This window comes from Veillonella sp. 20925_1_51, assembly GCF_041431445.1.
GTDB classification, from domain to species: Bacteria; Bacillota; Negativicutes; order Veillonellales; family Veillonellaceae; genus Veillonella; species Veillonella nakazawae.
This window is the reverse complement of the sequence record NZ_JAPVXT010000014.1, coordinates 1-22,106: the sequence shown is the minus strand read 5'-3', so window position 1 is coordinate 22,106 and position 22,106 is coordinate 1. Positions and strand designations below refer to the sequence as shown.

Here is a 22,106-nt window from a genome sequence, read left to right as displayed (position 1 = left end):
TGTGATACCGCGTTCACGTTCTTCTGGAGCTTTATCGATCATGCTGTAATCTTGGAAATCAGCTTGGCCTTTTTCAGCCAATACTTTAGTGATTGCAGCAGTCAAAGTAGTTTTACCATGGTCAACATGACCGATTGTACCGATGTTAACATGCGGTTTCGTACGTTCAAATTTTTCTTTAGCCATTTTAAATTATCCTCCGAGGAAAATAGTAATTCTATTAATCTAATGTAAGATTAACCGTTTTTCTTTGCTTGAATTTCTTCAGCAATTTTCTTAGGAACTTCTTCGTAATGATCGAATGTCATGGAGTAGTTACCGCGACCTTGAGTTTTGGAACGAAGGTCAGTTGCGTAACCGAACATTTCGCTCAATGGAACATATGCTTTGATATGTTGGTTACCATTACGAGCTTCCATGCCGTCCATGCGACCACGACGGGAGTTCAAGTCACCGATAACGTCGCCCATGTATTCTTCAGGAACGTCTACTTCTACGGACATATATGGTTCAAGCAATGCAGGATCTGCTTTGCGAGCACCTTCTTTAAAGCCCATGGAACCAGCGATTTTGAAGGCCATTTCGTTGGAGTCAACGTCATGGTAGGAGCCGTCAAATACGATAACTTTGATGTCAACCATTGGATAACCAGCGATAACACCGGATTCCATAGCTTCTTTAACACCATTTTCAACAGGTCCGATGTATTCACGAGGAATTGCACCACCTACGACCTTATTTTCAAATTCGAAGCCAGCACCTGGTTCTTGAGGAATTAATTCCAACCAGCAGTGACCATATTGACCACGACCACCAGATTGACGAACGAATTTACCTTCAGATTTAACAGCTTTACGGATAGTTTCGCGATAAGCTACTTGAGGTTTACCTACGTTACATTCTACTTTGAATTCACGGTTCATACGGTCAACGATGATATCCAAGTGAAGTTCGCCCATACCGGAGATAATAGTTTGACCTGTTTCTTCATCAGTACGAACTTTGAAAGTAGGATCTTCTTCTGCCAAACGAGCAAGAGCTGTACCCATTTTTTCTTGGTCAGCTTTTGTTTTAGGTTCAACAGCAACGGAGATAACTGGTTCAGGGAATTCCATGGATTCAAGAATTACAGGATTCTTTTCATCACAAAGAGTATCACCAGTAGTAGTATCTTTCAAGCCTACAGCTGCAGCGATGTCGCCAGCGTAAACCATGTCGATTTCTTTACGAGTGTTAGCGTGCATTTGAAGAATACGGCCGATACGTTCTTTCTTACCTTTTGTGGAGTTGAAAACGTAGGAACCGGATTCCAATGTACCGGAGTACACACGGAAGAACGCTAATTTACCAACATAAGGGTCAGCCATGATTTTGAATGCCAATGCGGAGAATGGTTCATCATCGGAAGAAGGACGAGTAGTTTCTTCTTCAGTACCAGGAACGACACCTTTAATAGCTGGAATGTCGATAGGAGCTGGCATGTAATCTACAACAGCATCCAATAACATTTGTACACCTTTGTTTTTGTAGGAAGAACCACAAAGAACTGGGAACAATTGGTTAGCAATAACTGCTTTACGCAATGCTGTTTTCAATTCTTCAATGGAGATTTCTTCACCTTCCAAATATTTCATCATAATATCGTCATCAGTTTCAGCGATAGCATCGATCATCATTTCGCGACGAGCTTCAGCTACTTCTTGATATTCTGCTGGGATATCAGTGATTTCATATTCTTTACCGTCATCGGATTTGTAAATTTCCGCTTTCATAGTCATCAAATCGATGATGCCTTCGAAAGTATCTTCAGCGCCGATTGGCACTTGAATAGCTACGGAATTTGCACCCAAACGGGATTTCATCATATCAACTACGTTGAAGAAGTCAGCACCTACAGTATCCATCTTATTTACATAAGCGATACGAGGTACGCCGTAGTTAGAAGCTTGACGCCATACTGTTTCGGATTGTGGTTCAACGCCGCCTTTAGCACTGAATACCGCAACAGAACCGTCAAGTACACGTAGAGAACGTTCTACTTCTACAGTAAAGTCAACGTGACCAGGAGTATCGATGATGTTGATACGATGATCTTTCCAGTGACATGTTGTCGCAGCAGAAGTGATTGTGATACCACGTTCTTGTTCTTGCGCCATCCAGTCCATCGTAGCAGCACCTTCATGTACTTCGCCGATTTTGTGAACAATACCTGTATAGTAGAGGATACGTTCTGTAGTTGTTGTTTTACCAGCATCGATGTGAGCCATGATACCGATATTACGAGTTTTTGCTAGGGAAAACTCTCTTGCCACAGTTGTCACCTCTTATTACCAACGATAATGAGCAAATGCTTTATTAGCTTCTGCCATTTTATGAGTATCTTCTTTTTTCTTGATTGCAGCGCCTGCATTGTTGAAAGCGTCCATCAATTCGCCTGCTAAGCGTTCTTTCATAGTGCGTTCACCACGAAGACGAGCATAGTTTACAACCCAGCGAATACCGAGTGTTTGACGGCGATCAGCACGAACTTCAACTGGCACTTGGTAGTTCGCACCACCGATACGGCGAGCACGTACTTCAAGTACAGGCATAACATTTTTCAATGCTTGATCAAAAACTTCCATTGGGTCTTGACCCATTTTGGAACGAATAATTTCGAATGCATCATATACGATAGTTTCAGCAATGCCTTTTTTGCCATCGTACATAACTTTGTTAATGAAACGTGTTACTAATTTGCTGTTGTACACCGGATCTGGAAGTACATCACGTTTCGGAACAGGGCCTTTTCTTGGCATGTTCAATTCCTCCTTTATAATGATGTGTGTTAGTTTCGTTTAATGGCTAAAATTATTTTTTAGCTTTTTTCGCGCCGTATTTGGAACGACTTTGCATACGGTTTTGTACGCCAGCTGTATCCAATGCACCACGAACGATGTGATAACGCACACCTGGAAGGTCTTTTACACGACCGCCTCTGATAAGTACAACACTGTGTTCTTGTAAATTGTGACCAATGCCTGGGATGTAAGCAGTTACTTCAATAGCGTTTGTCAAACGTACACGGGCAACTTTACGAAGCGCGGAGTTTGGTTTCTTTGGAGTAGCTGTGTACACACGAGTACATACACCACGTTTTTGTGGAGATTCTTGAAGTGCTGGAGCTGTAGATTTTTTAGTCAAGCTCATGCGACCTTTGCGTACTAGCTGATTAATTGTTGGCATTTGGGCACCTCCTTTCCAAATTTGAGATTTATAATTGATCCGTCATAACAAAGTGTTACATCGGATATTACCAAGATTAACGTAGGATACCTACCGCTGTGGCCCGCACTTTAATGCGACACGCACGACCAAGGTCATCCATAGTGTGCTTGTCATTCACAGGTATTCCCTGTTCAGCACAAGCATTTCGTATAGGTCCAACTACACTTTCATCACTATCATGTCCTACGAACACATACTTCACAGTCCCTCGTGCAATGTTTTTCAACGTTTGCTTGGCACCGATTGTTTTGTTCATCGACTTCAGATGGGCAATGTCCATAGTAAAATTCTCCTTACGAAATTATGCTACTTAGGCATACTTGCCCCTGAGCACTATGTAAGTATACCAATTACACAATCACATGTCAAACGTTTTTCGACGCTCCACACCGCTATACAACTGCATTTTATGTGTACACGTTTCCGTGCGTTTCATAATGGCGAATCATATAACAATATATGTAATTTTTATGCAAAAACAGCTATTTTATTCTCATTTTTATACATGATTTTCATATTATTTTAACTAATCACATTTCATGTATGCATAATTGATATAACTGAAAAATAAATAGTCATTTTTTAGTTCAATTTTATTAACCATATTCAATATATCTATATTATTAAACGTATAGGTTTATTTATTCTTTCTGACAATTACATCTTAACAGAGAAATTTAGTATCTATAAAAAAGAGCGTGCCCTAAGGCACGCTCTCTTCTATTGCAATAGATTATTCTTCTACAGCAGCTTCTTCTGTAATATCGATGATTTCAGGTGTGTTTTTAACAACCTCAATCTTACGGTAACGGCTCATGCCAGTACCAGCAGGAATCAATTTACCGATGATTACATTTTCTTTTAAGCCCAATAATGGATCGATTTTACCTTTGATAGCAGCGTCGGTAAGAACACGTGTTGTTTCTTGGAAGGACGCAGCAGACAAGAAGGAATCCGTAGCCAATGCAGCTTTAGTAATACCCAACAATGTACGTTTGCCTGTAGCATTTTCACGGCCATTAAGAGTAAGACGACGGTTTTCTTCGTCAAAGGTATTAACGTCGACCATATCCCCTGGAAGCATATCTGCATCGCCAGCTGTTTCAACTTTTACTTTATGAAGCATTTGACGAACGATAACTTCGATATGTTTATCGTTAATTTCTACACCTTGAGATTTATATACTTTTTGTACTTCGTAAACGAGGTAACGTTGAGTTGCTTCAGTCCCCATTACACGCATAATGTCATGAGGGTTAATAGAACCTTCTGTCAAACGTGCGCCTAAGGATACAACATCACCGTCTTTAACGATAATGCGAGAACCGTAAGGGATGAGGTAATCAAGTTCAATACCGTCTTCACCAGTGATGAAGATTGTATTAGTACCTTTTTTACCTTCGTTAGGTACAACGCGAACTGTACCTTCATTTTCTGCGATGATAGCATTACGTTTTGGTTTACGCGCTTCGAACAATTCTTCGACACGTGGCAAACCTTGTGTAATATCGTCACCTGCGACACCACCTGTATGGAATGTACGCATTGTCAACTGAGTACCAGGTTCACCGATGGATTGCGCTGCAATAATACCTACAGCTTCACCAACTTGAACTTGACCACCTGTACCAAGGTCGCGACCATAGCACTTGCGACATACGCCATAAGGGCTGCGGCAAGTCAATACGGAACGGATTTTAACTGTTTCATAGTGTTTTACAACTTCATCAGCCAATGGTTCTGTGATTTCACCGTTAAGAGGAACGATAACTTCGCCAGTTTCTTTATTAACCAATTCTTCAGCTGCAATACGACCTACGATACGATCTTTTAATGGTTCAATAACGCCAGTACCCTCAACGATTGCCTCCACTTCGATACCGTGGATTTCGTTGTTGCGTACTTGTACTTCTTTTACATCGGAGTTAAGGATAGCTTCGATGCCTTCTTCAGTGAGACGTGTATCAGCAGGGAAGATTTCTACACCTTCGCTGTCAACGATAGCATGTACAGTGTCCTTATTCAACATATTTTGAACCATAGTTTCTTTTAATGTTGCACGGATGCTGTCATCGCTTTCACCAAGAATAATTTTTTGAACCAAGTTAGTATGGTTGATATCGCTGTCAGAACCTAAATGTACACCGCGCAATGCGATAGATGTTACACCGGATTCAGCAATATCAGCTAAACATTGTTCGTCTAAGATAGTTTCGGAAGGTACAACAAGTTCCCCTGTTTCTACATTCACAACATCTTTATCTAATACACGACCAATAAGTTTATCTTTCAACAATTCCAATGCTTGACGTGGAGATGTAGCCAAACGAGCGCGTTCACGAACGAGATCGATACCTACAACGTCACAATCGTCCTCGCGAACGATAACGTCTTGAGATACGTCAACAAGACGACGAGTCAAGTAACCGGAGTCAGCTGTACGAAGCGCTGTATCGGCCAAACCTTTACGAGCACCATGAGAGGATGTAAAGTAATCCAATACAGTCAAGCCTTCTTTAAAGTTTGCTTTGATTGGCAAGTCGATAATACGACCAGATGGATCGGCCATCAAACCACGCATACCAGCAAGCTGACGGATCTGTTGTTTGTTACCACGGGCACCAGAGATAGCCATCATGTAAACAGGGTTGAAGCCATCTTTATCGCGCGCCATATTATCCATCATGGCATCAGTAACATCTTCTGTTGCTTGAGTCCACAATTGGATAGTTTTACGGTAACGTTCTTCTTCTGTAATAAGACCACGACGATACAAGCGAGATACTTTTTCTACTTCTTGTTCCGCTGTGTCTAACAAGCCAGTTTTTACTTCTGGTACTTTAATATCTGCAATAGCTACAGTCATACCTGCGCGACGTGCGAAGGAGTAACCCAAGGATTTAATACGATCCAAGAGTTCTGCAGTCTTTTCATTGCCAAACAATTGGAAGCATTGGTCAACCAATTTACCAACTGTTTTCTTATCCATAACCTTACCTAAAGAGTAAGTGCCATCTTCACGTTTTTCATATTGCCACAATTCTGGGAATAGCGCATTGTTGAAGATCAAGCGACCTGCCGTTGTTTCTACACGGCCATGGTCAGGTAAACGGATATAAAGAATATCTTGCAAGCCAATAATATGAGATTCGTATGCAAGCATTACTTCATCATAAGTAGCAAATGTTTTTGCTTTATCACGAGTATCTTCACGTACAACTGTTAAGTAGTATGTACCCAAGATCATATCTTGAGATGGTACTGCTACTGGCTTACCGTCCTTAGTGGACAAGATATTATGGCTAGAAAGCATCAATGTACGAGCTTCCGCTTGTGCTTCTACAGACAATGGTAAGTGACATGCCATTTGGTCACCGTCAAAGTCGGCGTTGAAGGCTGTACATACTAATGGATGCAATTTGATAGCACGGCCTTCCCAAAGGATTGGTTCGAAGGCTTGGATACCAAGTCTATGCAATGTAGGGGCACGGTTCAAGAGAACTGGATGTTCTTTGATTACCTCTTCCAAGGCTTCCCATACACCAGGACCGATTCTTTCTACTTGGCGTTTAGCAGCCTTAATATTGGATGCTTGACCACGCTCTACCAAACGTTTCATAACGAAAGGTTTGAACAATTCCAATGCCATTTCTTTAGGCAAACCACATTGGTGCATTTTAAGTTCAGGACCTACTACGATAACGGAACGACCGGAGTAGTCAACACGTTTACCAAGCAAGTTTTGACGGAAACGACCTTGTTTACCTTTAAGCATATCGGACAAGGATTTTAATGGACGGTTACCAGGGCCTGTTACAGGACGACCACGGCGACCATTATCGATCAATGCGTCAACAGCTTCTTGAAGCATACGTTTTTCGTTGCGCACAATGATATCAGGAGCACCTAAATCTAACAAACGTTTCAAACGGTTATTACGGTTGATAACACGACGGTACAAATCATTGAGGTCAGATGTAGCGAAACGACCACCATCTAATTGAACCATAGGGCGCAATTCAGGTGGGATAACAGGAACAACATCCATAATCATCCATTCTGGGCGATTGCCAGATTGACGGAATGCTTCTACCACTTCTAAACGACGAACCGCACGGATTTTACGTTGACCACTTGCAGTATTCAATTCTTCGCGCAATTCAGCATTCAATGCTTCGAGATCAAGTTCTGCTAAAAGAGCTTTTACAGCCTCAGCACCCATGTCGATACATGCGAAGAGAACTTCTTCAGCAGCGCCTAATTCATAACGCTCTTCACGAGTTAGTTCTTCGTATTCTTTATCTGCTTCTGGGATTGTTGCATCATCGCGAAGAGCAGCATTATAGCGCTCTTTGCGTTGTGCTTCACGAACGATAGCTAAACGTTCGTTACGTTGAGCTACTGTTTCGATTACGACGGATTTACCACCGATAGTATAACCGTCTTCGTTAAACTGAGCTTCATATTCGCGGTATTCTTGCTCGGACAATAATTGGCGTTTTGCCAATGGAGTACCAGCTGGATCTACTACGATGTAGGAAGCAAAGTATAATACGCGTTCCAAGGAACGTGGGGATACATCAAGGATAAGGCCCATGCGGGATGGGATACCTTTAAAGTACCAAATGTGAGATACAGGAGTAGCCAATTGGATATGGCCCATACGTTCACGACGTACTTTTGCACGTGTAACCTCTACACCACATTTATCGCAGACTACGCCTTTATGGCGAATGCGTTTATATTTGCCGCAGTGACATTCCCAGTCCTTTGTTGGTCCAAAAATGCGTTCGCAGAATAGACCATCACGTTCTGGCTTCAACGTACGGTAGTTAATAGTTTCAGGTTTCTTAACTTCCCCATGAGACCAAGCTAAGATCTGCTCTGGAGAGGCTAAACCGATTCGCATGGAATCGAATTCATTTACGTCTAGCACTACTATCGCTCCCTTCCTTATAGATAGTTTTAGTCTTCATCGTTAGAGGAATCGCCCATTGGGAATGCCAATTGGCTAAGGATATCGTCTTCACCGCCGTTATCAGCTGGTGCTTCTTCCTCTACTTCTGGCTCTACTACAGTTACGTCATCAGTTTCTACTGCACTGCCATCCATAACTTCTTCAATGCCAGTTTCTACCACTTCATCTTCGTCATCAAGTTCTTTCATAACAACTTCTTCTTGATCTTCATTCAAGATTTTTACATCAAGACCAATACTTTGAAGTTCTTTGAGCAATACCTTGAAGGACTCAGGTACACCTGGTTCAGGGATATTTTCGCCTTTAACGATTTTTTCGTATGCTTTCACACGACCAACAACGTCGTCAGACTTAACAGTTAATAGCTCTTGAAGTGTATAAGCTGCGCCATATGCTTCGAGAGCCCAAACTTCCATTTCCCCGAAACGTTGACCACCGAACTGAGCTTTACCGCCCAATGGTTGTTGTGTAACAAGGGAGTACGGACCTGTGGAACGAGCATGGATTTTGTCGTCAACCAAGTGATGGAGTTTAAGCATGTATACGTAACCAACAGTTACACGGTTATCCATAGGTTCACCAGTACGACCATCGTACAATACTGTTTTACCATCATCGGAACGACCAGCAATGCCTAATGTTTCAAACACATCTTTTTCGTGCGCACCATCAAATACAGGTGTAGCAATATGAATACCTGCTACATCTGGTTTTGGCATGCCATATGTTTCATAGTCGTAACCAAGGCCTTCGAGTTCTTGACGAATTTCAACGCGTTTAGCACGAGCAGATTCAATATGGTTCAATGTAGTTTTAACTTTATTAATAGCTTCTAATTCTTCTACAAGAGCTGGATCCATTTCTGGAGCATCTTCTTCAGAGTCAAAGAATTCTACATGAAGTGCATTGTATTTAGCTTCAATAGCTTTAAGTTCTTGATAACGAGCTTCGCCGCCAAGAGCTTCAAGTTTCTTTTGCGCTGCAGATTCTACATGGCCAAGAATTTGAGATTTCAAGTCGATGATTTTTTCATCGATGTCGAAATGAGGAACTGTCACATCTTCTTTAGCTTTTGCTTCTAATTCTTCAATTTCAGCATATAAGCCGCGAATAGCGTCAATTTGTTCCCAATAAGATGCATCAGTACGAGCTTCTTTCAATACATTTTGAATGTGAAGGTCTGTAGCTTTGATTTTCATACCTAAGCCTTGAACAGCCCAACCCAAGTGAGTTTCAAGAACCTGACCGATGTTCATACGAGAAGGTACGCCCAATGGGTTCAATACGATTTGTACTGGAGTACCATCTGGAAGGAATGGCATATCTTCTTTTCTCATAACGCGAGAAACGACACCTTTGTTACCATGACGGCCCGCCATTTTATCGCCTTCGTGAATCTTACGTTTTTGAGCGATGTATACGCGAACAAGTTTATTTACCCCTGGTTGTAATTCGTCGCCGTTTTCACGAGTGAAGACTTTAACATCTACTACTTTACCAGATTCGCCATGAGGTACGCGCAAGGATGTATCGCGAACTTCACGTTCTTTGTCGCCAAAGATAGCGCGTAATAAACGTTCCTCTGGAGTAAGTTCAGTTTCACCTTTTGGTGTTGCTTTACCTACGAGGATATCGCCAGGATGTACTTCTGCACCAATGCAGATAATACCTTCTTCATCTAAGTTTTTAAGTGTGTCGTCACCAGTATTAGGCAATTCACGAGTGATTTCTTCAGCGCCTAATTTAGTGTCGCGCGCATCACATTCGTATTCTTCAATATGAATGGATGTATAGATATCTTCTTTGCAAAGTTCTTCACTAAGCAAGATCGCATCTTCGTAGTTATAACCTTCCCAAGGCATGAACGCTACAAGAACGTTATAACCTAATGCCAATTCGCCGCCATCAGTAGCAGGACCGTCAGCCAATACTTGACCTTTTACAACATGGTCGCCACGATTAACGATTGGTTTTTGGTTAAAGCATGTGGATTGGTTAGAACGAAGGAATTTATTCATACGGTATACATCAACACGACCATCGCTATCGCGAAGAACGTGGATTTCATTACCCCAGCAACGTACAACTTTACCAGCTTCACGGGCAAGTACGCAAACACCGGAGTCAGTAGCTGCTGTATATTCCATACCTGTACCAACAAGTGGAGCTTGCGCACGCAAGAGTGGTACTGCTTGACGTTGCATGTTCGCACCCATCAAGGCACGGTTAGCATCGTCATTTTCAAGGAATGGAATCATAGCTGTACCAATGGATACAACTTCTTTTGGACTAACGTCCATGTAGTCAACCTTATCAGGTGTAACTTCTAGTACATCATGACCACGACGACAAGCTACGTGTTCATTAGTAAAGTAACCTTCAGCATCGATTGGAGAGTTCGCTTGGGCAATTGTCATGCCTTCTTCTTCATCAGCTGTCATATATACAACGGAATCAGATACACGAACCTTGATAACTTTGTCTGCATCTTCACCTGTACCATAGATTTTTTCAACCTTACGGTATGGAGCTTCAATGAAACCAAATTCATTTACTTTCGCATAGTTAGACAAGGAGTTGATCAAACCGATGTTTGGACCTTCTGGAGTTTCGATTGGACACATGCGGCCATAGTGAGAGTGATGCACGTCACGAACTTCGAAGCCTGCACGCTCACGAGATAAACCACCAGGGCCAAGGGCAGATAGACGACGTTTGTGAGTCAATTCTGCTAATGGGTTTGTTTGGTCCATGAACTGAGACAATTGGGAAGAACCAAAGAATTCTTTGATTGCTGCCACTACAGGACGAATATTAATCAACGCTTGAGGCGTGATAGATTCGATTTCTTGAATTGTCATACGTTCACGAACAACACGTTCCATACGAGTTAAACCAATACGGAATTGGTTTTGCAACAATTCACCTACGCAACGAAGACGACGGTTACCCAAATGGTCGATATCATCTGTATGACCTGCACCATCCATAAGGTTGAGCAAGTAAGAGATGTTAGCGATCATATCTTCGCGAGTTACTGTACGGTGATCGAATGGCAAGTTGCAGTTATTACAGATAACTTTGGACTCTACACCATCGTTATTTACGATGTAGAATTCAGCGAAACCTTCGCCATCGAATACATGGCTATTAGCAACGATATCAAGTTGTTCTTCCCCAACTTGTACACCTGCATCAAGGATAATTTCGCCAGTCTCTGGATCTACGATAGGTTGTGCCAATGTTTGACCCAACATACGTTGACGCCAGCCAAGTTTTTTGTTCAATTTGTAACGACCAACGCGCGCCAAGTCATAACGACGTGCATCGAAGAACAAGTTATCGAACAAGTTACGAGCGGACTCTACAGTAGGAGGCTCGCCTGGACGTAATTTTTTATAGATTTCAACCAATGCTTCATCAGCAGATTGAGTTGTATCTTTTTCTAATGTACGAACGATGCGTTCATCATATACTGGTAAACCATCTTCATCAGTTTTACCATTCCAGAAGAGGTCAAGGATGCTTTCATTAGTATCCCAACCTAATGCACGTACCAATACAGTAGCTGGTAATTTACGGTTACGGTCAATACGAACAGCAACAACTTCGCTTGCATCAGTTTCAAGCTCAATCCATGCGCCACGGTTAGGAATAACTGTGGAATCGTACAAACGGTTACCCATTGTATCGATTTCTTTATTGTAGTAAACGCCTGGAGAACGTACCAATTGGGATACGATAACACGTTCTGCACCATTGATGATGAAAGTACCTGTATCAGTCATCAATGGGAAATCGCCCATGAATACTTCTTGTTCTTTAATGTCCATATTTTCTGGATCATTATTTACCAAGCGAACATTTACACGAAGTGGTGCTGCATAAGTAGCATCACGGTTTTTACATTCATTAATATCATACTTAGGTTCACCTAAGCTGAAACCTTCGAAAGAAAGTACTAGATTACCTGAATTGTCTTTAATCGGAGAAATATCGTTGAAAATATTTTGTAAACCACTCTCCAAGAACCACTCATACGATTTACGCTGAATGTCCAATAAATGCGGCATCTTGATAACTTCGTTAATTTTAGCGTACGTATAACGAGTTCGTTTGCCTACCTGTTCAGGTTTGAACATATTTGCTTTCACCCCTATCAAAACACACTGGTCTACCATTTTCTATAACGGCACGGAAAAGACATCTTACAGGTCTCAGTTTTCCTGCTCGGATAACGTCAAATAAAGCAAGGCCCATTTCATTTTTAAAAATAACCTTGCTTTCCATTAACCAAGCACAACCTTGGAAGAAAACCTCATCACTATTCAAGTTATAGTTTTTATATCCAAAAGCAGGAAACGCTACTTTTGCAATATATAATTCTATCAGTATTAAAAAAGACTGTCAACCAAAAGGGTTGACAGTCTTTCATTTTCATGCTTTATTCATGTATTAAAACAACTGACTATGTTAGTTGCCTTTTTGTTTTAAAAGATTAGCACCAGCAATACCAGGACGAGTCATTTCTTTAGGAGAAAGGATATGATTGATTTCATCTTCAGTCAATAAACCTTTTTCCAAGATGATATCACGGATAGCACGACCAGTAGTATACGCTTCTTTCGCAAGAGAAGATGCTGTTTCATAGCCAAGATGTGGCAACAATGCTGTTACGATACCAACGGAACGATTCAACCAGTATTCGCATTGTTCACGATCCACTTCAAGATCCACGAGTAATTTATCAACGAATGTATTTACGCCGTTTTTGAGGTAGCAAAGATTATTGAACAAATTGTAAGCCAATACAGGTTCCATTACGTTCAATTCGAATTGACCATTTTCTACAGCCAATGTAATGGTTAAGTCATTACCGATAACTTGGTAACATACTTGGTTCAATACTTCGGCGATAACAGGATTAACCTTGCCTGGCATGATGGAAGAACCAGGTTGGCGAGCAGGCAATTTTAATTCCCCAATACCACAACGAGGACCGGATGCCATCAAGCGGAAGTCGTTAGCCATTTTAATCAATACAAGAGCTGTTACTTTCAAACCACTGGAGATATCTGCAAAGATATCTGTATTGTTTGTAGCATCAATTAAGTTTTCCGCAGTGTAGAATGGTTCGCCTACTACTTCACTAAGTTCGTATGCTACATCATGAATATAATTAGGTTCCGCATTAAGACCTGTACCAACTGCAGTAGCACCCATGTTAATTACATGTGCACCTTCAACGGCAGATTTAATACGTTTAATACCGCGGCGAACACCGGATGCATAAGCACCCATTTCTTGACCTAATGTAATTGGCACCGCATCTTGTAAGTGAGTACGCCCCATCTTCAAAATTTCGCTATATTCATCAGCCTTTTTCTCAAGCTCGTCAACAAGGCGTTGTAATGCTTCAAGTAAAGGTTTAGATTTTAAGATCGCACATACCTTGATAGCTGTTGGGAAAGCATCATTTGTAGATTGTGCCATATTACAATGGTTGTTAGGGCTTACAATATCATAACTTCCTTTTGGATGACCTAAAATTTCACATGCCCGGTTAGCCAATACTTCGTTCATATTCATATTTACAGAAGTACCTGCACCACCTTGAATTGGATCAACAGGGAATTGGTCAGCAAATTGACCTTCAATTACTTCGTCCGCAGCTTGTACAATAGCTTTACCAATAGATACATTTAAGCGACCAGTTTTCATATTTGCTAAAGCAGATGCTTTTTTTACCATTGCCAAGGCTTTGATAAAATCTTGGTCCAAGTGTTTTCCTGTAATATGGAAGTTTTCTAATGCACGAATTGTTTGTACACCGTAATATAATTCATCAGCTACTTCTAATTCACCTAAGAAATCATGTTCTTTTCTCATAATAAATCCTCTTTCTACTATTTTTATACAAAATAGTATTTCAATGAAACGGTTTTATCTTACGCGCTCATTATAGCATGTATTTTGTATACATAAAAGTCATTTCATGTATTCTGTACAAACAATATTCTATACAATATATTATTTCATAAATATTTTTTTTATAACTATTTCCATATTGATAAAAGCTTTATCTTTCATTGGTTTAATTATTACACGCCCTATAGTACAATAATATAAACTATGTAAGTAAGGAGTCACTATGATTAACAATCACATGCTGCGCATAGGTGCGCTTTTTTTATTGACCGTACTGAGTTACGGTTTCTATAATGCCTATCTACCCATAACCGATCCGGTTGAATCTAACTATGTATTATCTGCTATTACAATGTTAAAACATAACTCATGGATATCCCCCATGATATATGACCAAGTCTGGTATGATAAACCGCCCCTCACCTATTGGGCACTCATGATCAGTTATAAACTATTTGGTATATCTGACTTTACATCACGTATACCGAATACACTTATTGCTGGTGGCAGTGTAGCACTTATGTATCATCTTGTATATCGCATTAGAGAATCTAAGCATATAGCTGTTATGAGTGCACTGCTTTTATTTAGTGCCTTACAGTTTTGGTACATTTCACACGCAGTCATCACAGACGGCTTTCTCTTCTTCTTTTCACTAGCTATCTTTGGCTATTCTTATCTAGCCTTTGCCAAGAACGACAAATATTCTATGGTAAAAGCTTATGGAGCAGCCGCCTTAGCAGTGGTAACTAAAGGACCGGTCGGTATTGTTCTGCCTGGATTAATACTACTACTATTTATTGCTATACGATGGTTTACCAAAAAAGATAATGATGACTACTCACTAGATAAGGATATTAAATTACTATTTAATCCTTTTGGAATTTTCCTATTTATAATTCTTGCTAGTCCATGGTACATTGCTATGTATTCAATTCACGGTCAAGAGTTCATATCTGGTTTCTTAGGTCTGCATAATATGGAACGAGCACTAGTATCAGAACATCCGAAATTTAACGTTTGGTATTATTACTTAATTATTGTTCCTCTTGCACTGTTACCTTGGACACCAGCCGTAATTTACAGACTCAAAAGTATAAAATGGAAAAATGATTTTTATCTAATTGGTGCCATCTGGTTTATAATTATTGTATTATTTTATTCATTGGTAGCGACAAAATATATAACCTATACTTTACCAGCCATAATTCCTTGTATCATCTGGGGTGCTGAAGCTATTACTAATAGCTTCAATAATAAGGCTAATAGTTTTAAGTATATTGTTACTATTCCATTAGGCATATATACCGTCTTATTTGTAACTGCCAGCATTGCAACACCTGAATTAAATCCAATACCACTAATCATTGCATTAATCACAATAGTATTATTTACACTATTAGCAAAACAGTATAGAAACAAGAAGTTACCATTATCTATAGGTTTAGCTACACCGTTAATCATTTTGTATACAGCTATTACTATAACGGTAACCCCTATTTTATATGACCAATCAGGCCTTCAATTCAAACCATATATTAAATCTACTACACAGCATACTTATATATATGGTACATACTATACATCGATTTTGTATTATACCGAAAATACACCAACACAAGTATTTGTACATACTACAGATAACCCCCTATGGACAGCAGGCAAAACATTAATGCCAACCATAACACTGGAGGAATTTGACAGAAGAGTATCTGCAGAAAAAGGCGCTCTCATTATTGTACCGAACAAGTATAGTAAAGAATTTACTAATTCTCCAACAAATATAATGGCCACAGAAGTTGGTAAAAATGAATCAACTAGAATTTATCAAATTCAGTAACTAAACAAAAAAGGCGTACCCGAGGGTACGCCTTTTATTATGGCTAGAATTATTTCAATTCTACAGTTGCGCCAGCTTCTTCCAATTGAGCTTTCAAAGCTTCAGCTGCTTCAGTAGCTACGCCTTCTTTTACAGGTGCAGGAGCGCCGTCAACGATAGCTTTAGCTTCTTTCAAGCCAAGACCAGTTGCTTCACGAACAACTTTGATTACGTTGATTTTGGATGCGCCAGCATCTTTCAAGATTACGTCGAAGGAATCTTTAGCAGCGCCGCCTTCAGCACCACCAGCAGCTGCTACAGCTACAGGAGCTGCTGCAGTTACGCCAAATTCTTCTTCAATTGCTTTTACAAGATCATTAAGTTCAAGAATAGTTGCTTCTTTCAATTCAGCAACGATGTTTTCAATGTTCAATGCCATTTTAGTTTTCCTCCATAAAATAGTTTATTGTATCAGTCTTAAGCGACCAATTGATAATGCGCAGAAATTATTATTCTGCAGCTTCTGCAGGTTGAGCTTCTGCAACAGCTTTGACAGCGTATGCAACGTTGCGAACAGGTGCTTGCAATACGGAAAGCAACATGGAAAGCATACCTTCGCGGTTTGGAAGAGATGCAATTGCTTTAACGCCTGCAGCGTCCATAACTTCGCCTTCAACGATACCAGCTTTAACTGTTACAACTTCTTTCTCAGTAGTTTTGATGAATTGTTCAATTACACGCGCAGGTGCAACAGCATCTTCTTTAGAAGTAGCCAATGCAGTTGGACCTTCCAAATGCTCAGCGAAACCTTCAAGATTCAATTCATTTGCAGCAATGCGAGTCAAAGTATTTTTGATTACTTTGTATTCAACACCTTCAGCCAACATTTTGCGGCGAAGATCAGTTGCTTGCGCAACAGTCAAACCAGAGTAACCAATCAATACAGCGCCTTTTGCTTCAGAAAGAGTTTCTTTCATTTGAGCAACGATTGCTTTCTTTTGTTCAGTGACAGCCATTAGATTACCTCCTTGTAGATTTTTTGGTGCTCTATGTACTATCTTAGCGTAAAAAACGACCCCATCGCACGCGATGAGGTCGAACTAGTCCTAGATTGTTCTAGTGTCAGCCTCAGCGGGCGGATTTTCATCCATTATACATACCAGCCGTCTACAGCTAAGAGACATATGTGATTATTGCTCTTTTGTAACGTTGCTCAATTTGAACACGTTCAAAGGCACACCAGGGCCCATTGTAGCGGACAAGGTTACAGATTTAATGTATTGACCTTTAGCTGCTACAGGTTTAGCCTTGATAATAGTATCAACGATTGTACGGTAGTTGTCAAGTAATTTTTCTTCATCGAAGGTCGCTTTACCGATGGAGCAAGAAATAATACCTGCTTTATCAGTACGGTATTCGATTTTACCAGCTTTGATTTCGTTTACTGCACGAGCAACGTCTGGAGTTACTGTACCAACTTTAGGGTTTGGCATCAAGCCTTTAGGACCCAAGATTTTACCAAGACGGCCAACTTGACCCATCATGTCTGGTGTAGCAACTACTACGTCGAAGTCGCTCCAACCACCTTGGATTTTAGCTACTAACTCTTCAGAACCTACGAAATCTGCACCAGCTTCTTCAGCTGCTTTAATATTGTCGCCTTTTGCGAATACAAGAACGCGTTTAGTTTTGCCAGTACCATGAGGCAATACTACTGCACCACGAACTTGTTGATCAGCGTATTTAGGGTCGACATTCAAGTTGAAAGCGATTTCAACTGTTTCATCGAAATTTGCAGTTGCAGTTTTCTTAACCAACTCGATTGCTTCTACTGGTTCGTAGAACTTACCAGCTTCAATAAGTTTTACTGCCTCAGCGTATTTCTTACCTACTTTTGCCATTATAATATCCTCCTTATGTGGTCAAACGGGAATTCCCTCCCACCGATTTGCGCTTATGCGCAAGTCGTACGCTTATTAGTCAACGATTTCAATGCCCATGCTGCGAGCAGTACCTTCTACCATGCGCATACCTTGTTCTACGGTATTAGCATTCAAGTCAGGCATTTTCAATTCAGCAATTTCACGAACTTTATCGCGACCTACTTTTGCTACTTTATCACGGTTAGGTACACCAGAACCTTTTGGGATACCTGCAGCTTTTTTCAATAATACTGCAGCTGGTGGAGTCTTAGTGATGAAGTCGAAGCTACGATCTTCATATACGTTAATAACTACTGGGATAATTAAGCCAGCTTGTTTAGCAGTACGTTCGTTGAATTCTTTTGTGAAAGCAACGATGTTAACACCTGCTTGACCTAGTGCAGGACCAACTGGTGGTGCTGGAGTAGCTTTAGCGGCTTCAATTTGTAGTTTTACTTGTTTAACTAATTTCTTAGCCATTGGTAATTAAACCTCCTATGCTTATACTGTGGTGGTAACGGATATATATCCTCCCACTGGCAACCAAAATCGATTGCTCTTTTTTAGAGTTATAATATATATATTAAAGAGCTTTCTCAATTTGAGAGAACTCTACCTCTACCTCGGTATCTCGGTTGAACATTTCCACATTAAGTTTCAATGTTCCTTTTTCAGGGTTAAGTTCGGTAATAACACCTAGTTTATCTTCAAAGGCCCCGGACGTAATGCGTACCGTTTCACCAACTTCTACATCGATGTTGATGCTTGGTTTCTTATCCAAGCCCTGAGACTTAAGTATATGTTCTACTTCGGAATCAGAAAGTGGAACTGGTTTAGTGGCAGAGCCAACGAAACCTGTTACACCTGGTGTGTTACGTACAACATACCAAGAGCGGTCGTTAACTTCCATTTCAACCAATACGTACCCAGGAAATATCTTACGTTTTACTACTTTTTTAACCCCATCTTTTTCATCTATTTCGTCTTCAAGAGGTACCAAAATACGGCTAATCACATCTTGTAGACCCATAGACTGAACTTTAAGTTCAAGAGTGGTTTTAACTTTATTTTCGTAGCCTGAATAGGTATGAATTACATACCACTTCTTATCTGCTTCCATGAAATGGCCCCCTTATCCAACAAAGTGCAACAACGTATTAAAAAGTTGGGCAAAGACTGCATCAAGTACATAGATAATAAAGGCGATAAAAATCGTCACTAAAAATACTACTATTGTATAATTGATGAGTTCTTTTTTTGTTGGCCAGACTACTTTTTTAAGTTCAGCTTTCACACCGCGGAAGAATTTTCCAAATCCACCACGCTGCTGCACTGCTGAGTTAGACTTTGCCATTGTTTCACATCCTCAAATCAACAGGTAATGAATGATAAGAATTATTTTGTTTCACGGTGTAATGTATGTTTACCGCAGAATTTGCAATATTTCATCATTTCAATACGATCAGGATTGTTCTTTTTGTTCTTGTTCGTTTGATAGTTACGTTGTTTGCAATCTGTGCAAGCTAAAGTAATGGCATTACGCATCCGGATACACCTCGCTTTGTATTTACTAAATCTGTCTCTTGTACTCGAAAACGCTCGACTACATACTAAAGAAATATATCATACGTAGCAAGCTATGTCAAGAATTTTGAGCAACTCAAAAAAGCCAGGCACATGTACCTGACATGGATAGTATAACAAAAAATGGCGTTCCTTGTCTATAAAGGAACGCCATTAATATGGTACTAAATTAAGATTTCTTCGTAAATAGAACTTTTACAATTTGCCAGAAGAATGCTACAGCACCAACAATTAGTATCGTATCGCCGATGAGACGAGCCCACCGCAAGTTTTGTAACAATGGTTGTTGCATAAATTCTTCACTGCGCGCAAACCATAAGCCATGTGTGATACTAGCCCAGGATTGGATAAGACCGATTGGCAATAAGCTAATAAGCACCATCAATGCAAGCCCTATATTGAGAGCCCAGAAACCGAACTTCATTAGCTTATCGTTAAATTCTACTTCAGGTCGGATATAGCGAGCAATAAGGAATACAAATCCTAGACTTAAGAAACCATACACACCAAACAATGCTGTGTGGGCATGTACTGCAGTTGTATTAAGACCTTGGATGTAGAACAAGGATACAGGCATGTTGATCAAGAACCCGAACACCCCTGCCCCCACTAGATTCCAGAAGGACACGGCAATGAAACAATACACAGGCCATTTTAGACGATGCATCCAAGGAGCACTATGAAGACGTGTATAGTTTTCAAAAGCTTCATAACCTAAGAGTACAAGTGGTACTACTTCTAACGCAGAGAAGGATGCGCCTGTTGCCACGATAGTGGATGTAACACCTGTGAAGTATAAATGATGGAATGTACCAGGGATACCACCGATGAGATAAATAGCCCCAGAAGAGATGGCCGCAACTGTACCAGCACGGTACGATACAAGCCCTAATGTAACAAAGATAAATGCCATCAATGTAGTGGAGAATACTTCGAAGAAGCCTTCAACCCAAAGATGGATTACCCACCAACGCCAATACTCCATAATCGCCAAATGGCTATGTTCACCATAGAATAACCCTGGACCATAGAAGATACCTACCATGATAACAGAGAAGATAAAGGCGGCAATAAGGTTTTTATCCCCTTTTTGTTTGAAAGCACCAATAATGCTGCGTATCATGAGTACAAGCCAGAATAGAATACCAATGTATTCAATCCATTGCCAAATACGACCTAGTTCTATATATTCGTAACCTTGGTGTCCGAGAAGGAAATTCCAGGCTGCTGGAATTTGATGCGCTACACCTAAGTATGTGCCAGCGAAGGAACCAACTACGAGGACTACAAGCGCCCAGAATAAAATATCTACACCTAGCTTTTGATATTTAGGATCTTTACCACCATTAATGATTGGTGCCAAGAATAGACCAGCACTCAAGAATGCCATCGCAATCCAGAACAAAGATGCCTGAATATGCCATGTACGTGCAATAGAATAAGGGAAATATTGCGCTAATGGAATACCATAGAACGCTTGACCTTCTACAGTATAGTGGGCAATAATCCCACCCATTCCCAATTGGAATAAGAACAATGCTAGGATTGTAAACAAATATTTACCTAATGCACGTTGAGATGGCGTTAACGTGATCTTGCTAATTGGATCTTCTGTTGGTGGAACCAATGCATGGTCATCATCCTTTTTACCAAAGGCCCATAACCATACAACTACACCAATGCCACATAATAAGATAATAACACTCACAACAGACCATGCGATACTTTCAGGTGTAGGATTATGATCCAACAAAGGTTCATGTGGCCAGTTGTTTGTATACGTTGCATCTGTACCAGGACGTTGTGTAGATGCCATCCAAGTAGTCCAGAAGAAGAAGCGTGCCATATCAATGCGATCTTGTAACTCAGGTAACGTGTTATCCTTCATCGCAAAATGATCACGAGTCAATGTTAAATCAGGATTATCACCGTACAACTCAACAAAATAACGACCAGTTAAATTCATTGCCGTAATTCGTTCTGGAGATAAAACAACAGTTCCATCTTCACGGACTGCACTACCTAAATACTCTTTTTTCACAACTTCTTTAACAGCTGCTTGTTGTACAGGTCCCAATTGGTCATAAAGAGCTCCAAAGGCCTCTTGAGATTTAATATCCAACATCACAGATACTTCTTTATGTAACCAATCTGCTGTCCAGTCAGGCGCTTGATATGCGCCATGACCTAAAACGGTCCCTACCGATTGACCACCTGTAGATTGCCATGCCGATTGACCATGTAAAATATCTTCCTTAGTGAACAAGACCTGTCCATCTTGAGATACATACGCAGTCGGCACTGGCGGTGCTTGATGATACACATCAGTACCTAGATAACCAAGAATAGAAAAACCAATAATAAGAACGGCTACTACGGCTATCCAATACTTTTTGTATTCACCCATCACATTACCTCCTTTTCTATAAAAACACAAAAGGAGAGCCTTTGCTCTCCTTGAGGTAATAATAGCACTATTAGTAGAATAATTCTGTATCTTTGGTTACAAATACAATAAACAATATATAAATTAATACAAAAATAGGACCCCAATTGGGGTCCTATTTACTACAAAGATTATGAATTAACCTTCGATTTCAGTTACAAC

The 22,106-nt window shown here is 40.4% G+C and carries 17 protein-coding genes; 1 reads left to right on the top strand and 16 read right to left on the bottom strand.

The window, feature by feature from the left end:
- The 8 genes from O3607_RS09585 to O3607_RS09550 form a co-directional block, all read right to left on the bottom strand.
- Nucleotides 1-186, bottom strand: a 186-nt coding sequence (locus O3607_RS09585; protein ID WP_038113538.1) for a GTP-binding protein, incomplete at its 3' end; no start/stop codon positions are given.
- A 50-nt stretch (nt 187-236) separates the two neighbouring features.
- Nucleotides 237-2,312, bottom strand: coding sequence for an elongation factor G (fusA, locus tag O3607_RS09580; protein WP_005385490.1), 2,076 nt, complete (start codon nt 2,310-2,312; stop codon nt 237-239).
- Between the two features lie 15 nt (nt 2,313-2,327).
- Nucleotides 2,328-2,798 carry a 30S ribosomal protein S7 gene (rpsG, locus tag O3607_RS09575; protein WP_004693556.1) on the bottom strand — a complete coding sequence of 157 codons (471 nt, stop codon included), beginning with the start codon at nt 2,796-2,798 and terminating at the stop codon, nt 2,328-2,330.
- A 52-nt stretch (nt 2,799-2,850) separates the two neighbouring features.
- Entirely contained in the window at nt 2,851-3,225 is a 375-nt protein-coding gene (rpsL, locus tag O3607_RS09570) for a 30S ribosomal protein S12 (protein WP_004693554.1), read from the bottom strand.
- A gap of 76 nt (nt 3,226-3,301) precedes the next feature.
- Nucleotides 3,302-3,547 carry a ribosomal L7Ae/L30e/S12e/Gadd45 family protein gene (locus tag O3607_RS09565; RefSeq protein WP_005385487.1) on the bottom strand — a complete coding sequence of 82 codons (246 nt, stop codon included), beginning with the start codon at nt 3,545-3,547 and terminating at the stop codon, nt 3,302-3,304.
- Between the two features lie 453 nt (nt 3,548-4,000).
- On the bottom strand, nt 4,001-8,203 hold the full coding sequence (rpoC, locus tag O3607_RS09560; RefSeq protein ID WP_195186723.1) for a DNA-directed RNA polymerase subunit beta': 4,203 nt from the start codon (nt 8,201-8,203) through the stop codon (nt 4,001-4,003).
- Nucleotides 8,204-8,232: 29 nt separating this feature from the next.
- On the bottom strand, nt 8,233-12,387 hold the full coding sequence (rpoB, locus tag O3607_RS09555) for a DNA-directed RNA polymerase subunit beta (RefSeq protein ID WP_371443785.1): 4,155 nt from the start codon (nt 12,385-12,387) through the stop codon (nt 8,233-8,235).
- 331 nt (nt 12,388-12,718) lie between these two features.
- The gene (locus tag O3607_RS09550; RefSeq protein WP_178885497.1) at nt 12,719-14,134 is read right to left on the bottom strand and encodes an aspartate ammonia-lyase; all 1,416 of its coding nucleotides are present in this window, start codon (nt 14,132-14,134) and stop codon (nt 12,719-12,721) included.
- Between the two features lie 262 nt (nt 14,135-14,396).
- Here O3607_RS09550 and O3607_RS09545 point away from each other — a divergent pair, with 262 nt between their 5' ends.
- A complete protein-coding gene (locus tag O3607_RS09545; protein ID WP_371443784.1) occupies nt 14,397-16,013 on the top strand; it encodes an ArnT family glycosyltransferase in 1,617 nt (538 codons plus the stop codon).
- Nucleotides 16,014-16,062: 49 nt separating this feature from the next.
- Here O3607_RS09545 and rplL read toward each other — a convergent pair whose 3' ends face one another.
- The 8 genes from rplL to O3607_RS09505 form a co-directional block, all read right to left on the bottom strand.
- On the bottom strand, nt 16,063-16,431 hold the full coding sequence (gene rplL / locus O3607_RS09540; protein WP_005385476.1) for a 50S ribosomal protein L7/L12: 369 nt from the start codon (nt 16,429-16,431) through the stop codon (nt 16,063-16,065).
- A 70-nt stretch (nt 16,432-16,501) separates the two neighbouring features.
- Nucleotides 16,502-17,008, bottom strand: a complete 507-nt coding sequence (gene rplJ, locus O3607_RS09535) for a 50S ribosomal protein L10 (RefSeq protein ID WP_060924345.1) — start codon at nt 17,006-17,008, stop codon at nt 16,502-16,504.
- Between the two features lie 174 nt (nt 17,009-17,182).
- Complete coding sequence (gene rplA / locus O3607_RS09530; RefSeq protein WP_371443783.1) at nt 17,183-17,893, bottom strand: 50S ribosomal protein L1; 711 nt, start codon at nt 17,891-17,893, stop codon at nt 17,183-17,185.
- A 75-nt stretch (nt 17,894-17,968) separates the two neighbouring features.
- Nucleotides 17,969-18,394 carry a 50S ribosomal protein L11 gene (rplK, locus tag O3607_RS09525; RefSeq protein WP_004693535.1) on the bottom strand — a complete coding sequence of 142 codons (426 nt, stop codon included), beginning with the start codon at nt 18,392-18,394 and terminating at the stop codon, nt 17,969-17,971.
- A 103-nt stretch (nt 18,395-18,497) separates the two neighbouring features.
- Nucleotides 18,498-19,034: a transcription termination/antitermination protein NusG gene (gene nusG / locus O3607_RS09520; RefSeq protein ID WP_005385471.1), complete on the bottom strand. Its 537-nt coding sequence runs from the start codon at nt 19,032-19,034 to the stop codon at nt 18,498-18,500.
- A 12-nt stretch (nt 19,035-19,046) separates the two neighbouring features.
- Nucleotides 19,047-19,268, bottom strand: a complete 222-nt coding sequence (gene secE, locus O3607_RS09515; RefSeq protein WP_005385468.1) for a preprotein translocase subunit SecE — start codon at nt 19,266-19,268, stop codon at nt 19,047-19,049.
- A gap of 41 nt (nt 19,269-19,309) precedes the next feature.
- Nucleotides 19,310-19,459 carry a 50S ribosomal protein L33 gene (gene rpmG / locus O3607_RS09510; protein ID WP_004693530.1) on the bottom strand — a complete coding sequence of 50 codons (150 nt, stop codon included), beginning with the start codon at nt 19,457-19,459 and terminating at the stop codon, nt 19,310-19,312.
- 208 nt (nt 19,460-19,667) lie between these two features.
- Nucleotides 19,668-21,905, bottom strand: coding sequence for a nitric-oxide reductase large subunit (locus O3607_RS09505; RefSeq protein WP_119209077.1), 2,238 nt, complete (start codon nt 21,903-21,905; stop codon nt 19,668-19,670).
- Nucleotides 21,906-22,106 lie beyond the last annotated feature (201 nt).